Source organism: Arthrobacter sp. UNCCL28 (assembly GCF_900102805.1).
Lineage (GTDB): Bacteria > Actinomycetota > Actinomycetes > Actinomycetales > Micrococcaceae > Arthrobacter > Arthrobacter nicotinovorans_A.
Genome location: NZ_FMWE01000006.1, coordinates 1 through 17032, shown reverse-complemented (window position 1 = coordinate 17032; position 17032 = coordinate 1). Strand labels below are relative to the sequence as shown.

The 17032-nt window shown below is 63.2% G+C and carries 9 protein-coding genes and 1 rRNA gene; 8 read left to right on the top strand and 2 right to left on the bottom strand.

Annotation, left to right across the window (positions count from 1 at the left end):
* Positions 1-390 precede the first annotated feature (390 nt).
* The gene (locus BLQ01_RS15890) at positions 391-1200 is read right to left on the bottom strand and encodes a carbon-nitrogen hydrolase family protein (RefSeq protein WP_091552804.1); all 810 of its coding nucleotides are present in this window, start codon (positions 1198-1200) and stop codon (positions 391-393) included.
* Positions 1201-1439: 239 nt separating this feature from the next.
* Between BLQ01_RS15890 and glgX the strand changes: the two genes are divergently transcribed.
* The 3 genes from glgX to BLQ01_RS15875 are packed head-to-tail and all read left to right on the top strand — an operon-like array spanning position 1440 to position 4433.
* Positions 1440-3554 (top strand): glycogen debranching protein GlgX, encoded by a 2115-nt coding sequence (gene glgX / locus BLQ01_RS15885; RefSeq protein WP_091552802.1) that lies wholly within the window; start codon positions 1440-1442, stop codon positions 3552-3554.
* Positions 3555-3578: 24 nt separating this feature from the next.
* Positions 3579-4067, top strand: coding sequence for a guanyl-specific ribonuclease (locus BLQ01_RS15880; protein ID WP_091552801.1), 489 nt, complete (start codon positions 3579-3581; stop codon positions 4065-4067).
* Positions 4068-4073: 6 nt separating this feature from the next.
* Complete coding sequence (locus BLQ01_RS15875) at positions 4074-4433, top strand: barstar family protein (RefSeq protein ID WP_026542160.1); 360 nt, start codon at positions 4074-4076, stop codon at positions 4431-4433.
* 147 nt (positions 4434-4580) lie between these two features.
* On the opposite strand, the gene glgP is transcribed toward BLQ01_RS15875, so the two are convergent.
* The gene (gene glgP, locus BLQ01_RS15870; protein WP_175493462.1) at positions 4581-7205 is read right to left on the bottom strand and encodes an alpha-glucan family phosphorylase; all 2625 of its coding nucleotides are present in this window, start codon (positions 7203-7205) and stop codon (positions 4581-4583) included.
* A gap of 125 nt (positions 7206-7330) precedes the next feature.
* Between glgP and BLQ01_RS15865 the strand changes: the two genes are divergently transcribed.
* From BLQ01_RS15865 to BLQ01_RS15845, 5 genes are all read left to right on the top strand, one after another.
* Positions 7331-9418, top strand: a complete 2088-nt coding sequence (locus BLQ01_RS15865; protein WP_175493469.1) for an alpha-1,4-glucan--maltose-1-phosphate maltosyltransferase — start codon at positions 7331-7333, stop codon at positions 9416-9418.
* Positions 9418-11214 (top strand): maltose alpha-D-glucosyltransferase, encoded by a 1797-nt coding sequence (treS, locus tag BLQ01_RS15860; protein ID WP_091552796.1) that lies wholly within the window; start codon positions 9418-9420, stop codon positions 11212-11214. The genes BLQ01_RS15865 and treS overlap by 1 nt, the downstream gene beginning before the upstream one ends.
* Position 11215: 1 nt before the next feature.
* A complete protein-coding gene (locus BLQ01_RS15855; RefSeq protein WP_091552794.1) occupies positions 11216-14908 on the top strand; it encodes a 1,4-alpha-glucan branching enzyme in 3693 nt (1230 codons plus the stop codon).
* A gap of 247 nt (positions 14909-15155) precedes the next feature.
* On the top strand, positions 15156-16355 hold the full coding sequence (locus tag BLQ01_RS15850) for an IS110 family RNA-guided transposase (RefSeq protein ID WP_139183506.1): 1200 nt from the start codon (positions 15156-15158) through the stop codon (positions 16353-16355).
* A gap of 573 nt (positions 16356-16928) precedes the next feature.
* A 16S ribosomal RNA gene (locus BLQ01_RS15845) occupies positions 16929-17032 on the top strand; the annotation flags it as partial.

Genomic DNA, 17032 nt, shown 5'->3' with positions numbered 1-17032 from the left:
CCATCCTCCTGGCTAAGGCGCCGCAAGCGCCATCCTCCGCATGCTCGCTCGTACCTCGCTTAGACGCATGCTTCCGGATGCCCCTTGCGGCGCCTTTTCCGTGCCCAACGCTCTCGCACATCCCCCGGGTGTGGGCTGGACGCTCTATCAGTTCCCCCTGGGATTGGGCCGGACGCTCTATCAGTTCCCCTGGGATTGGGGCGGACGCTCTCGCACATCCCCCGGGTGTGGGGCGGACCCTCTCGCACATCCCCCGGGTGTGGGCTGGACGCTCTATCAGTTCCCCCTGGGGTTGTGCCGGACGCTCTCGCATATCCCCTGGGGGTGTGGCCGGAAGGGTGGGGGATGTGGGAGAGCGTTCCGGTGAAGGGCGGGGGATGTGGAAGAGGGTTAGAAGTGGTGGCGGTTGGCCAGCACCGGCAGCTTCGCACGCGCTTCTTCCACCGCTGCGGAGTCGAGGTCGTGGAAGATGAGGCCCGGTTCGCCCTCGAGGGCTTCCAGCACTTGGCCGAACGGGGACACGACGGCGGAGTACCCCACTCCTGTGGGCGCGGAACCCTTGGCCTCAACACCTTGCGTTGCCGGATCACCCTGGCCGCAGGCGAGCACGAATGTGGTGGTGTCCACGGCGCGTGCACGGGCCAGGAGTTGCCATTGCTCTGCTTTGCCGGGCCCGGATCCCCAGGAGGCCGAGACTATGTTGACCACTGCTCCGTGGTCGGCGTTGGCCGTGAACAAGGCAGGGAAACGGATGTCGTAGCAGGTGGCCAAGCCAAAGGTGAGGCCACCGGCGTCGAACGTCACAGGTTCAGAACCCGCCTCAACGGTGTCTGATTCCGCAAAGCCGAACGCATCAAAAAGGTGGATTTTGTCGTAGCTTGTTTCGACTCCGGGTCCAGTGGCCAGAAGCGTGTTCCGCACACGGCGCGACCCTGAGGATGAGGGAGCACCGGGAGTGAACATGCCTGCCACGATCACCAGTTGCAGTTCTTGGGCGAGATCGCGGACCCGGCTGGCCCACGGTCCATCCAGTGGTTCGGCGATATCCAGCAGCGAGTTCCCGAACGCGCGCATCATGGCCTCAGGGAAGACCACCAGCCCGGCTCCACCCTCTTTTGCCAGGCGGGCGTACTCCTCCAGGAGCCGCAGGTTGCCGGCAACGTCCCTGCCGGTGATGACTTGGGCGAGTGCCACACGCACGATAGAACCTCCAGTTGTCTCCGTCCCAGTATGCCAAGTGCCCGCGCCGAAAGACTGAGCCTGCGACTTATTCGTGCAACTGCAAAGGTATGCATGCACAAGCTGAAACCGCGTTGCAGCACGTGAACGGTCCGAGGAATCCGGCCCTCCCCAGGCAAGTAATCAAATCGCGATGGGGAACGTCGTCACATGCGGGGTCGGCGCGGCACTTACTCTGCGTGGAACTAAACTTGCAAGCAATGGTTATGCCTATTTTTGACACAGCAGCTGCCGTCGACGCCTCCCGGCCACGGCCCCTAGGACTGAGCGTGCCCCAGCCCGGCCTTGACGATGCCGAAAAAACGCAGGACCACCAGGTGAACGTGGCGGTTTTCGCGCCCGACTTGGAAGCGGTTGAAATCGCCTTCCAAGCCCCCGGAGAACCTTGGCGGGCCCACATCCTTCCGAACGCTGAGGACGGCGTGCACTTCGGAGTGGTCAGCGGTATGCCGCCGGGTACCCGCTATGGTTTCCGCGCGGCCCCCTCGGAGGGCACCTTCCCCATGTCCCTGCCGGCGGTGGACCTGGACGACGACGGCGAGCACCGCCTGCTGCTGGACCCTTACGGCCGCGCTGTGGACCAGCGGGGAGAGTTCCTCACCAGTGTGCATGTGGAAACAGGTTTTGACTGGGGCGATGACCAGCCGCCCCGCGTCCCTTTGCGGACTTCCGTCATTTACGAAGCGCACGTGCGCGGCCAGACCATGTTGCACCCGGACATCCCGGAGCACCTCCGGGGTACGTACGCAGGCATGGCCCACCCGGTGATGATCCAGCACCTCACGGAACTTGGCATCACCGCTGTCCAGCTCCTGCCCATCCATTTCCACTTGGACGAGTCCCACTTGCAGGACCTGGGCATGACCAATTACTGGGGTTACAACACGGCGGCCTTCTTCGCCCCTCATGCGGATTACGCCACGGAGGCTGCCCGCAACGCCGGCCCCCACGCGGTGCAGGATGAACTCAAGGGCATGATCAAGTTGCTCCATGCGGCGGGAATCGAGGTCATCCTCGATGTTGTGTACAACCACACCGCCGAGGCAGGTCCCGATGGGCCGGCGTTGAGCTTCCGTGGGCTGGCGGAAAAACGCTACTACCGGCACGATGCCCACGGGCGCTACCTGGATACCACCGGCTGCGGCAACACCTTGGACTTCAGTGATCCTGTAGTGGTGGACCTGGCCCTCGATTCCCTGCGGTACTGGGTGAACGACTTCCACGTCGATGGCTTCCGCTTTGACCTGGCAGTGACGCTCTGCCGGGACGCCGGCAACACCTTCGACCCCCAGCACCCCTTCCTCCAGGCGATTGCGGAGGACCCGGTGTTGTCCGAGGTCAAGCTGATCGCCGAGCCGTGGGACGTTGGCTATGGGGGCTGGCAGACGGGGCGTTTCCCGCAGGGCTGGTCGGATTGGAACGATCACTTCCGTGACGGCGTCCGCAGCTTCTGGCTGTCCGACCGCGCTGCGATTGAGGCCGGTGGCCAAGGTGGTTCCGTGGCCTCGTTGGCTGAACTCATGGCAGGCTCCGCAAATCTCTTCGCATCATCAGGGCGTACACGGCTGGCCAGCGTCAACTTCATCACGGCGCACGACGGCTTCACGCTCAAGGACCTGGTGAGCTACGACCGTAAGCACAACGAGGCCAACGGTGAGCAGAACCGCGACGGCCACGGCGACAACCGCAGCTACAACCACGGCGTGGAGGGCCGGAGCGAGAACGAGGCCATTGTGGCTGCCCGCGCCCTGTCCGTCCGGAACCTGATGGCTACCCTGTTGCTGTCCTTCGGCGTCCCGATGATCACGGCCGGCGACGAAATCGGCAGGACCCAGCAGGGCAACAACAACGCCTACTGCCAGGACAATCCCACGGCATGGCTGGATTGGAGCCGCACGCAGGAAGCCAACGCCATGTTCAAGACCACACGGGAGCTGGTCCGGCTCCGCCGCTGGTTCCTGCGGCACCAGCCCGAGAGTTTCCCTGGCAACGCAAACAATTCCAGCCTCCAGTGGTTTGACGACAAAGGCCAGCAGATGACTCCAGCACGCTGGAATGATCCCAATGTGCGTTCCGTCCAGCTCCTGATGGGGCATGAGGACAGCGAAATCCGTGGCTTGATCTCGGTAAACGGCAGCAACCAGGACGTCAAGATGGTCCTGCCGGAGATCCTCAGCGAAACCGGAATCGGCAAGCGCATGTTCGAGCTCCGCTTCACTACATCGGTGCTGCACGAGCGCCGGAAGGGCGCGTTGGTGGCCTCCGGCGAGCGGGATATCCTGCAAGCCAACACCATCAACATTTACCGCACGTAGGCACTTACCCCAGGAGCACTTCAGATGAACCGCAGCCGCAGCAAACTGGTGGCATTCGCGGGGTTGGTGATCGCCGTCGTCGTGCTGGTTGTCGCCATGGTGGGCGGAGGCTCGCTGACGGCGCCAAGCGGTGCGCCGCCATCCGGCGGAGAAACAACAGCGCAAAGCACGACGCCGGCGCCTGGCCCTGCGTTATCGTCGTCGGCTGCCGCCGTGGCAAACCCCTCAACGCTGCCCGCCATCAACGCCTCTCAGCTGCCCAGGGAAGCCCGTCAAACCCTGGCCCTGATCGCCAAGGGCGGCCCTTACCCATACGACCGTGACGGCGTGAACTTCGGCAATTTTGAAGGCCTGCTGCCCAAGAAGTCCGGTGGCTTCTACAAGGAATACACGGTGACCACACCAGGAGAGTCCGACCGTGGAGCCCGCCGCATCATCGTGGGCAAGGACTCAGCAAAGTACTACACCCCGGACCATTACGAGTCGTTCAAGTTCATCGTCGAAGACAAGTAGGAGCCCATGAAGATCTATTCCGCAGACACCTGGACCTTGGAAGAACTGCAGGAACAAATTTCCGACGCCGGCCGCAGGACAGTGATGGTCCCGCCGGCAAACACCAAGCAGGCCGTGCTGGAAGTCTTCGCCCAAGTACTGGACTTCCCTGAGTACTACGGCGTGAACCTCGACGCACTGAACGACTCCCTGCACGACTACGCTGACGCCCTTTCAGAGGACGACGGCAGCCCGGTGACCATGATCTGGCAGGTCCCGGCCGCCTACCGCACGGACCGTTCCTTCGGCGTGGTCTGCGAAGTACTCCAGGACGCCGAGCGCTACGCCGGCCGCGACCTCGCAGTCATCGCCGTTTTCGAAAACTAGTCGCGCCAACGGGCCCTATGGATCCCAACCGTAGCGGCCCGCCAAACAACAAGCCGGATGCCAGTTATCCGGAAGCGTGCGTCAAAGCGACGAAGGAGCAGCACGCGGAGGATGACTGACATCCGGCGGATGTCGTCTGGTTAGGGCTTACGCGTTTGCGATCAATCCCAGTTCAGCCTTCGATGCCAGCGCCGAGTGCTTCGGGAATACCCGGACGGTGTAGCCGAAGGAGCCGGACCGGTTGATGACCAGGGAGCCGTGGAAGAGGTGGCGTCCGCCGCCGAGGTCTTCCAGGGAGTCCAGTTCTGCAACCACTACGTCCTCGAGCTCGTCGGAGTCCTCCGCGCGTCCAAAAGCTACCTCCACTGACACGTCGTCCGGGGTGAGGCTGTTGAGGGCCACGTAGGCGTTGACTTGAAGGCTGTCGCCCACTTGGGGTTCCTCGGAGACGCCCACGGAGTCAACGTGTTCCACCACAACCTGGGGCCAGGCGTTCCGGACCTTGGTGGTCCAGGCGGCGAGTTCCTTGGCTTCCTTGAAGGCTTCGGCAACAGCCCTGCGCCCGGATACCGCGGCAGGGCAGTAGAGGTTGTTGACGTAATCGTGGAGCATGCGTTCAGCGGAAACGGCCGGGCCGAGGTTCGCCAGGGTGTGCTTGATCATGGACACCCAGTGCGTGGGCACTGTTTCGCGGCTGGACTCGGACGGTCCTGCAGCTCCGGCGCCTTGGGCCACTGTGGTGCCGTAGAAGCGCGGGGCTACCTGGTTTTCGAGGAGTTCGTAGAGAGCGGACGCTTCGATGTCGTCGCGTTCGTCGGCTGAGGCGCCGTTGTTGGCCGTGGGGATCGCCCAGCCGTTTTCGCCGTCGAACATTTCGTCCCACCAGCCGTCCAGGACGGAGAGGTTGAGCGAGCCGTTGATGGCGGCTTTCATGCCGGAAGTGCCGCAGGCTTCGAGCGGGCGGAGGGGGTTGTTGAGCCACACGTCGCAGCCGGGGAACAGGGTCCTTGCCATGGCGATGTCGTAGTTGGGCAGGAACACAATCCTGTGCCGGACTTCGGGATCGTCGGTGAAGCGGACCAGGTCCTGGATCATTTTCTTGCCGGCGTCGTCTGCGGGATGCGACTTGCCGGCGATGACCAGTTGGATGGGGTGTTTGGGATCCAGCAGGAGGGCCTTCAGGCGTGCGGGATCGCGCAGCATGAGGGTGAGGCGCTTGTAGGTGGGTACGCGGCGTGCGAAGCCAATGGTGAGCACGTCCGGGTCCAGTACGGAGTCGGTCCAGCCGAGTTCGGCGTCGGCTGCGCCGCGCTTTTTCCAGGAAGCCCGGAGCCGGCGTCGGACGTCCTCGATGAGCTGGGCGCGCAGTTCCCGGCGCAATGCCCAGACGTCTTCATCGCTGACGTTGTAGGCAAGGTCCCAGCGGCCCAACGCCTCGGCTTCGGCACCGAACTGGGTGCGGGCAAGAGTGGAGATGCGGGGGTCCACCCAGGTGGGGACGTGGACGCCGTTGGTGACGGAGGTGATGGGGATTTCCGAGTGGTCGAATCCTGGCCACAGGCCGGCAAACATTTCACGGGAGACCACGCCGTGAAGCTTGGCCACGCCGTTGGCACGCTGCGCCAGGCGCAAACCCATCACTGCCATGTTGAAGACCGAAGGGTTGCCGCCGTCGAAGTTTTCACGGCCGAGTTCCAGGATGCGGTCCGTGGGCACGGCCGGAGCCAGGCCGGCTTCGAAGAAGTGCTTGATCTGGACGGTCTCGAAACGGTCAATGCCGGCGGGGACGGGCGTGTGCGTCGTGAAGACGGTGGATGCGCGTCCGGCGGCCAGGGCCTCGTCCCAGCTGAGGGGCTCGGCGGGATCGGACATCGCTTCCTGGATCCGTTCGATGCCCAGGAACCCGGCGTGGCCTTCGTTGGTGTGGAAAACTTCCGGCGCGGGGGTGCCGGTGAGTTCCTGGTAGACGCGGAGGGCCTTGACGCCGCCCATGCCCAGGAGCAGTTCCTGCTGGAGCCGGTGGTCGCCTCCGCCGCCGTACAGGCGGTCCGTGATGCCGCGGGCGGCTTCGTCGTTGGAGGGAACGTTGGAGTCCAGCAGCAGCAGCGGAACGCGCCCGACGTCGGCACGCCAGACGTGCGCGTGGAGCTCGCGGCCGTTGGGCAAGGGAAGGGAGATGTGGACGGGCTTGCCGGGCATGCCGTCCTTGCCGGGGTGGCGGAGGAGGGTCAGCGGCAATCCGTCGGGGTCCAGTACCGGGTATGTTTCCTGCTGCCAGGCGTCGCGGGACAGGGACTGCTTGAAGTAGCCGGCCTGGTAGAGGAGCCCGACGCCGATCAGCGGCACGCCGAGGTCCGAGGCGGCTTTGAGGTGGTCGCCGGCGAGGATGCCAAGGCCGCCGGAGTACTGGGGCAGAACTTCAGTGATGCCGAACTCGGGGGAGAAGTACGCAATGCAGGCCGGTGCATCTTCCCCGAGGCCCTGGTACCAGCGGGGTTCGCTGAGGTAACGGTCCAGGTCGGAGGCGGCGTCCTGAACGCGGCTCACCACGTCGCCGTCGTTTGCGAGGTCCTGCAGTTGTTCGCGGCTGATGGACCCCAGAAGCGCTATGGGGTCGTGCTGCGAGGCCTCCCAGAGAGCCGGGTTGAGGCTCGCGAAAAGTTCCCGTGTGGGCCGGTGCCAGGACCAGCGCAGATTGGTCGCCAATCGGGCCAGGGGCCGGATGGGCTCGGGGAGGACGGTACGGACTGTAAACCTTCGAATAGCCTTCACGAGCGCCACACTAACGGACTCACATGGCAGCCGGAACTGGATTGGGTTTCTTTTAGGTAAAAGTCATCTTGCGTCGGGTAGATAGGTCGTGTGCTTAGCATTCTGTGATTTTTCTCGCTAACGTCGTGGTTGTGACGAAAACCGCGCGAACCATCACCGCTCTGAAATCCAAGACGACTACGGACATCACCCAGGGACTCCGCTTCGGCCGGTTCCCCATCACTGCCGTGCAGCCGGTGGTTGAGGGTGGCCGTTTCCCGGCGAAGGCATTGCCGGGAGAGGACCTCGTTGTCGGCGCCACGGTCTTCCGGGAAGGCCATGACCAGCTCGGCGTGTCCGCTGTCCTGCTCGATCCCAGGGGCAAGGAGCGCCAGCGCGTCCGCCTGTCCCCGGCCGAGGGCGAGCAGTGGAAGGGCCTGGACCGCTGGGAGGGCCTGATCACGCCCACCGGCACCGGAGCCTGGTCCTTCGTCATTGAAGCCTGGCATGACCGCTACGGCACCTGGCACCACAATGCCGAAGTCAAGGTCGGAGCCGGCATCGACGTCGAGTTGATGCTCGCCGAGGGCGCTGCCCTCCTGGCCGGAGCAGCCGATGACGACGCCGGACGCAGCGCTGCGGAAAAGCGCACCTTGCGTGCCGCTTCCGTTGTGCTTGGCGACACCACCAAGACCGCCGAGGAGCGCCTTGGCGCCGGTTTCAGCCCTGAGGTGCAGGCCGCCGTCGGACGCGTTCCGATCCGCGAACTGGTGACCGTGTCCGAGCGCTTCCCGCTGCAGGTGGAGCGCGACCTCGCGGGACGTGGCTCCTGGTACGAGTTCTTCCCCCGCTCCGAGGGTGCCGTGCTGGATCACTCCACCGGAGTGTGGACGTCAGGCAATTTCCGTACGGCGGCCAGGAGGCTCGACGCCGTTGCGGACATGGGCTTCGACATCATCTACCTGCCGCCCATCCACCCGATCGGTTTCCAACACCGCAAGGGACGCAACAACACGCTCACGCCGGGACCGCAGGATCCGGGTTCGCCCTGGGCCATCGGTTCCAAGGACGGCGGCCATGACGCCATCCACCCGGAGCTGGGAACGTTTGAGGACTTTGATGCGTTCGTGGCACGCGCCAATGAGCTTGGACTCGAAGTTGCCCTGGACCTTGCCTTGCAAGCGGCGCCCGACCACCCTTGGGTGACGTCCAACCCTGAGTGGTTCACTACGCGTGTGGATGGTTCCATCGCCTACGCAGAGAACCCGCCGAAGAAGTACCAGGACATCTATCCGCTGAACTTCGACAACGATCCGGCCGGCCTGTCCAAGGAAATCCTGCGGATCGTCCAGCTGTGGATCAGCCACGGCGTCAAGGTTTTCCGTGTGGACAACCCGCACACCAAGCCCGTGTGGTTCTGGGAATGGTTGATCGGCAAGATCAACAAAAAGAACCCCGAGGTTGTCTTCCTGGCGGAGGCCTTTACCCGTCCGCCCATGATGCACGCCCTGGGCCGTGCCGGATTCCAGCAGTCCTACACCTACTTCACGTGGCGGAACACCAAGACTGAGCTGGAGCAGTACTTCCACGAGGTCAGCCGTGAGACCGCGGCGTTCTTCCGGCCGAACTTCTTTGTGAACACCCCGGACATCCTCACCGAGTACCTGCAGTATGGCGGTCCGGCAGCCTTCCGCATCCGGGCTGCACTTGCTGCAACGGCCAGCCCCCTCTGGGGCGTCTACGCAGGGTACGAGCTCTACGAGCACGTGGCCCGCCCGGGCGCCGAGGAGTACATCGACAACGAAAAGTACGAGTACAAGGCCAGGGACTGGGAAGGCGCAGCGGAATCCGGGCGCACCCTGGCGCCGTACATCACCAGGCTCAACACCATCCGCAAGGATCACGTAGCCCTGGGTGACCTGCAGAACCTGACACTGCACAGCAGCACCGATGACGCCACGATCGTGTACTCCAAGCACAAGACGTTGCCGGACGGCACCAAGGACACCTTGATCATGGTGGTCAATGTGGATCCGCACAGCGCCCGCGAAAGCACGGTTTCGCTGAATCTTGCCGCCCTGCAACTGGACCCGGGCGACCTCAACGAAGACGGCCGGTTCTGGGTGGATGACCTGATCACCGGCCAGAGCTGGGAGTGGGGCGAGCACAACTACGTCCGGCTGGATGCCCATGGTGAACCCGCGCACATCCTGAGCATCCGGAGGCAGCCTTAGTGAGTTTTTCTCCGCAGAACCCGAGCCAGTACTTCACTCCGAAGAACACCTTCGAGTTGAACGCCCCCGGTCTCCAGCATGATCCACACTGGTACCGGAAGGCAGTCTTCTACGAGGTACTGGTGCGGGCCTTTGCGGATGCCAACGGGGATGGTTCCGGTGATTTCCATGGCTTGATCGAGAAACTGGACTACCTGCAGTGGCTGGGCGTCGACTGCCTGTGGTTGCCGCCGTTCTTCCACTCCCCGTTGCGCGATGGCGGCTATGACATTGCGGACTACACCTCGGTCCTGGACGAGTTCGGCACCATCAGCGACTTCAAGCGGCTGGTGGCCGAGGCCCACGCCAGGGGCGTTAGGGTCATCATCGATCTTCCGCTGAACCACACCTCGGACCAGCATCCCTGGTTCCAGGAATCCCGCAAGGACCCCACGGGTCCCTATGGAGATTTCTACGTATGGAGCGATACGGACGAGAAGTACCAGGACGCCCGCATCATCTTCGTTGACACCGAGGAATCCAACTGGACGTTCGATCCCATCCGGCGCCAGTTCTTCTGGCACCGTTTCTTCTCCCACCAGCCGGACCTGAACTTCGAGAACCCCAAGGTCATTGAGGCCCTCTATGACGTGATCCGGTTCTGGCTGGACCAGGGGATCGATGGCTTCCGCGCGGATGCCATTCCGTACCTGTTCGAGGAAGACGGCACCAACTGCGAGAACCTGCCGGCAACACACACGTTCCTGCAGGATCTTCGCCGCATGGTGGACGCGAATTATCCCGGCCGGGTGATCATTGCCGAGGCCAACCAGCCGCCGCATGAAGTGGTGGAGTACTTCGGCACGGAGGAAGCGCCTGAATGCCACATGGCGTTCCATTTCCCCATCATGCCCAGGCTGTACTACGCACTCCGGGACCAGAAAGCCGCTCCGATCATCGAGACCTTGCGGGACACTCCGGATATTCCCAAGGGTGCCCAGTGGGGGACGTTCCTTCGCAACCACGATGAACTCACGCTGGAGATGGTGCCGGCCGAGGAACGGGCCGCCATGCTGGGATGGTATGCCCCTGATCCCCGGATGCGGGCGAACATCGGCATCCGGCGGAGACTGGCGCCGCTGCTGGACAACTCTCGCTCCGAGATCGAACTCATCAATGCCCTGCTTCTTTCCCTTCCGGGCAGTCCCTTCCTGTACTACGGGGACGAGATCGGCATGGGGGACAACATCTGGCTCGATGACCGCGATGCCGTGAGGACTCCGATGCAATGGAACCCGGATCGCAATGCGGGGTTCTCCGGAGCTGATCCGGGCAAGCTGTACCTTCCGGTCATCCAGTCCTTGGTTTACAACTACAGCATGGCCAACGTTGAGGCCGAGGCCGCGCACTCCGGTTCACTGCTGCGCTGGACCCGGCAGATCCTCAGCGTCCGCAAGAACCATCCGGTGTTCGGCCTTGGGGGCTTCCGGCACATCGAGGCCGACCATGAAGTGGTGCTGGCCTACGTACGGGAATTGCCGGCGGGCAACCCCGAGGGCGAGGACGCAGAGACCATTTTGTGCGTCTTCAACCTCTCCCAGCACCCAGTCGCGGCAACTTTGGACATCCCCGAATTCGCGGGTCGCGGCCTGCGCGATATTTTCGGCGGCCAGCCCTTCCCGGCCGTCGGAGACAACGGTCACCTGACCGTGATGCTGGGCAGCCACAGCTTCTATTGGCTGCGGGTGCGCTCGGCCTTTTCCAATCCATCGTCGCCTTTTACCCAGGCGATTCCCGTGGTGACCTCCAAAGGATGAGATGAGCAAGGACAACTTGAACCCCTCCATTGAAGGACTTCTCCTGACCTGGCTGCCAGGCAAGCGCTGGTTCCCCGTCAAGAGCCCCGACTTTGCCCTGAAGCAGGTGGGCGGCTTCAGGCTGCCCGGTGCCGACGGCGATACCGCGTTTGAAGTGGTGTTGCTGGCGGTCACCTACCGGACGGCCGACGGCGGTCCCCGGACTGACGTGGTGCAGGTTCCGTTGAGTTACAGGAAACAACCACTGGTGGATGCTCCGGCAGCATTGTTGGGCGAGTTTACTGACGATTCCGGCCTGCGCCTGGTGTACGACGCCGTCTACGATTCGGAATTCATCACCGCGTGGCTGAAGCTCATGCGGAGCGAAGGAACTGTTCCGGGCCAAGGCACGGCCGGCGCCCAGGGGCACCTGACCCGTGGCCGCGTGTCGCTGCCTGGAGACCCCACCTCCGTCCGCGTCCTGTCCGGTGAGCAGTCCAACACCTCAGTCATCATCGACGACGGTGACTCTGCTGCCATCCTGAAGATCTTCCGGGTGCTGGCGGCCGGAAAAAACCCTGAGGTTGAACTTGGCGCTGCCCTGACCGCAGCCGGGACCAGTGAGGTTCCCGCCACGCTGGGTTGGATCACCGGTTCCTGGGATGGGCCGGGAACGACCCGCTCCACGGTGGCCACCGGCGAGCTGACCGTGGCGCACGAATTCCTGCTCGGTGGGCTGGATGCCTGGCGGTTGGCGGTGGAAGCGGCCGCTGCAGGCAAGGATTTCACTGCAGAGGCCCGGGGTCTCGGAGCCGCCACGGCGACCGTTCATGCCAGGCTTGCAGAAACTTTCGGCACCCAGGACGGACAGGAACAGGGCTCGGACATCATTGCCACTGTAGCCCGGCGCGTCCGCCAGTCGTGGGCGGAGGCCGCGTCCGCCGTCGGGCCTTATGACGGGAACCTTGAGGAACTGCTGGCGGCTCTGGATCCCCGGGACGTAGGGCAGTTGCAGCGCGTCCATGGTGATCTCCACCTGGGCCAGATTCTGCTGGTTCCCGGCGAAGGGTCCCTGTCCGGCAGCGATGGGCAGGCCGGCCGCTGGGCCATCCTCGACTTCGAGGGTGAGCCGCTCCGGACCATCGACGAGCGCAACAGCCCGGATCTTCCCCTGCGCGACGTGACGGGCATGCTGCGGTCATTCGACTACGCCGCCGGTGCTGCCGAACGCGAAAACGAAGAAACCGCAGCCAAGGTGCCCGAAACCTGGGTGGATGACTGTGCTGCAGCGTTCCTTGAGGGGTACAGCGATGTCACCCCGGGAACCATAGACCGCCGCTCGCCGCTCTTTGTGGCATTGTGGCTGGACAAGGCCTTATACGAGGTGGTGTACGAGCTGCGGAACCGGCCGGATTGGCTGGCCATCCCGGTGAATGCATCGCGACGAATCCTCGACAACACAAACCGCGGAAAGCACGCGGCAGCTATAGCGGAAGGTAATGACATGACTGGCTCTGCACGCACCGAACGGCCCCGAGTTCCCCTGCACGTGGACTCCGAGACCTTGGAACGCGTGGCAGCCGGCGCCTACCACGCGCCGCATTCGGTCCTCGGCGCCCACTTGGACGACCACGGACACGTCACCATCCGTACTGTGAAGCACCTCGCCAAGTCCGTGGCAGTGGTGACCGAGGCGGGCCGTACCGAGGCCACGCACGAGTCCCACGGCGTCTGGACTGCCGTCCTTGAACCCCTGCAGGCGGGCCACGTGCCGGACTACCGTCTGGAAGTGGTGTACGACGTCGAACCCGTCACCATCGATGACCCGTACCACTACTTGCCTACCGTGGGTGAGGTGGACCTGCACCTGATCGGCGAAGGACGCCACGAGCGCCTCTGGGATGTGCTTGGTGCGCACGTCCAGCATTATCGTTCCGCGCTCAGCGAGGTGGACGGTGCCTCCTTCGCCGTCTGGGCTCCCAATGCCCAAGCCGTCCGGGTGAAGGGCGATTTCAACGGGTGGGACGGTCGATCCCACGGCATGCGGTCCCTGGGCTCCTCCGGGGTGTGGGAAATCTTCATTCCGGGCGTTGTAGCAGGGGCGTGCTACAAATACGAGATCCTGACCAAGTCCGGTCACTGGATAGAGAAGGCCGACCCCTTGGCCTTCGGTACCGAGGTCCCGCCGTTGACGGCATCGCGCGTGGTTGAACCCGGCTACCGCTTCAAGGATGCGGAATGGATGGCGGCCCGGGCCCAAAAGGACCCGCACAATTCGCCGATGAGCGTCTACGAAGTCCACTTGGGCTCATGGCGGCTGGGCCTTGGCTACAAAGAGCTCGCCAAAGAGCTGGTTGACTACGTCAAATGGCTTGGCTTCTCGCACGTCGAGTTCATGCCGGTGGCCGAGCACCCCTTCGGCGGTTCGTGGGGTTACCAGGTGACGTCCTACTTTGCGCCGACGTCACGCTTCGGCCACCCGGATGAGTTCCGGTTCCTGGTGGACTCCCTCCACCAGGCCGGAATTGGTGTGCTCTTGGACTGGGTCCCGGCCCATTTCCCCAAGGATTCCTGGGCTTTGGCGCAGTTCGACGGCCAGCCGCTCTATGAGCACTCCGATCCCGCGCTGGGGGAGCACCCGGACTGGGGAACCTTGATCTTCGACTTTGGACGCAGCGAGGTCCGGAACTTCCTGGTGGCCAACGCGCTGTACTGGCTGGAGGAATTCCACATCGACGGCCTGCGGGTAGACGCCGTGGCTTCCATGATTTATCTGGACTACTCCCGCGAGGAAGGCCAGTGGAGGCCCAACAAGTTTGGCGGCCGCGAAAACCTTGAAGCGATTTCCTTCATGCAGGAAGTCAACGCCACGGTCTACAAGTCGCACCCGGGGGCCATCATCATTGCCGAGGAATCCACGGCATTCCCCGGCGTCACCGCTCCCACCAACCACGGCGGGCTGGGCTTCGGACTCAAATGGAACATGGGGTGGATGCACGATTCCCTCAAGTACATTTCAGAGGACCCCATCAACCGCAAGTGGCACCACGGCACCATCACGTTCTCCCTGGTTTACGCTTTCACCGAGAACTTCCTGCTGCCCATCAGCCACGATGAAGTAGTTCACGGCAAGGGCTCCATGCTGCGGAAGATGCCAGGGGACCGTTGGCAGCAGCTGGCAAACCTGCGTGCGTTCTTCGCCTACCAGTGGGCGCACCCGGGCAAGCAGCTGATCTTCATGGGTACCGAGTTCGGCCAGGAAGCAGAGTGGTCCGAACAGTACGGACTGGATTGGTTCCTCGCTGACATTCCCGCACACCGCGGACTGCAACTCCTGATCAAGGATTTGAACGGGCTTTACACCTCCACGCCTTCCTTGTACCAGCGGGACAACGAGGCCGGCGGTTTCCAGTGGATCAACGGCGCGGACGCTGACCACAACGTCCTCACTTTCATCCGTTGGGACCACGAGGGCAAACCCTTGGTGTGCGCAGTGAACTTCTCCGGTGCTCCGCACAAGGACTACATCCTGGGTGTGCCTGCTGGTGGGGAATGGACCGAAGTCCTCAATACCGACTCCGAAACCTACGGCGGCTCCGGAGTCCTGAATGCAGGATCCCTGACGGCATCGACTCCCGGAGCAGATGGGCAGCCCGCAGCGTTGACAGTCACCCTGCCACCGCTCGGTGCTTCGTGGTTCACCCTGGCGGACTGACCCTCGTTACCTTTTTCGTAGCCCGTTTCCTGGTGCAGGATATGGGTGTGCTGGCCTGCTGATCCCTTCATGATTGGGACCCTCTGTTGATTCGATGATCTTGGGAGTGTTGTCACCGGGGTTGGTAGGTGCCGGGAGACCGCTGATAGGGGCAGGACAGTTCGGGAACGTCGTGCGTAACGTGGGTGCCGGGTCCTGACACCGCTGGCGGGCCAGTGCGGTAGTTGACTACGACTGGAGGTGCCAGATGATCACGAACCACGACGCTGTTGAGGTTTTCGTTGGCCTCGATGTTGGTAAGGGCGTCCATCATGCCGTTGCCGTGGACCGGGCAGGCAGGAAATTGCTGGACCGGGCGCTGCCCAACGACGAAGCCAAAATCCGGGAGATCATGGCCGAGCTGGAGGACAACGGCCGGATCCTGTTTGTTGTTGACCAGCCCGCCACCATCGGTGCGCTTCCCGTCGCGGTTGCCCAGGCCGCCGGGGTGCTGGTCGGCTACCTGCCGGGCCTGGCGATGCGCCGGATCGCGGATCTTCACCCCGGAGAGGCGAAAACCGATGCCCGGGACGCGTTCATCATCGCCGAGGCCGCCAGGACCATGCCGCATGCCCTGCGCTCGGTTCAGTTGGTCGATGAGCAGCTCGCTGAGCTGAGCATGCTGTGTGGGTTCGACGATGACCTGGCCAAGCAGGCCACGGCGACTTCGAACCGGATCCGCGGGCTGCTCACGCAGATCCACCCAGCTTTGGAAAGGGTGCTCGGACCCTACATGGACCACCCGGCGGTGCTGGATCTGCTGCGGACCTGGCCTACCCCTGAAGCGCTCCGTCATGCGGGCCGGCGCCGGATCGGGAACCGGCTGACCAACCTCGCTCCGCGGATGGGTGAACGTCTTGCCGATGAAATCATCGAGGCCCTGGGCCGGCAAACCGTCACTGTCGTTGGAACGAACGCCGCAACCATCGTGCTGCCCCAGCTCGCGGCCATGCTCGCCGGGCTCCACGAAAGCCGCGCCACGGTCCTGACCCAGGTCGAGACTCTTGTGGAGGCCCACCCTCTTCACCCGGTCCTGATGTCTCTGCCGGCCGTGGGCATCAGGACCGCTGCACGAATCCTCACCGAAGTCGCCGGGAAAGACTTCCCCACCTCCGGGCACCTGGCCTCTTACGCGGGACTGGCCCCTGTTACCTGGCGCTCCGGGTCTTCCATCCGTGGCGACCATTCCTCCAGGAAAGGCAACAAAGCCCTCAAACGAACCCTGTTCCTCTCCGCGTTCGCCGCGCTCAAAGACCCGCCCTCCCGGGCCTACTACGACCGCAAACGAGCCGAAGGAAAACGCCACAACCAAGCACTCATCGCCCTGGCACGACGACGCTGCGACACCCTTTACGCCATGCTCCGCGACGGCACCCTCTACCAACCCCCAACACCCGCAACCGCTTGACGAAAAACATAGGGGCACTCCCACATCACCGCCCTTTTCCAGCGTCCCTCTCTCACATAACAGCCGCTTTCGAGCAACGCTCCCTCACTCAGGTGGGGGAGCGTTGCTGGTTCCGCCCGGCTTTGGTTTGCGGCCCGGTTCAGGGGCAAACGTCCGACGACGGCGGCCCTCACCAAGGTGGCTTTGCCAACGGGGGCAAAGTGTGGGTATAGTTAGTACCCGCGCTGCTCCACTGGTTGAGACCGCAAACTGACAAGAAACCGCAAGGAAAAATCAAGTCAGTCTTGCCGATTTGACTCAGGTGAAGCTAGCCGGTAAGTTTGAAAAGTTGCTCCGGAGCGACCAGCCAAGGCTGGTGGTGACGTTCTGGATTAGTGACCTGTTGTTTGAGAACTCAATAGTGTGCCAAGTTTGTTGATGCCGATTGTTTTATTGATTGGTTGAAATTATGGCCGGGTTGCTGCGCACCCCCGTGTGTGGTGGTCTGGTTTTCAGCTGGTTTCGAATTTTGTGCAGCCGCGTCCTGTCGTTATTTCCGGTGGGTGTGGTTGTGTCTGTTTGATTTGTTTTACTTCAACGGAGAGTTTGATCCTGGCTCAGGATGAACGCTGGCGGCGTGCTTAACACATGCAAGTCGAACGATGATCCCAGCTTGCTGGGGGATTAGTGGCGAACGG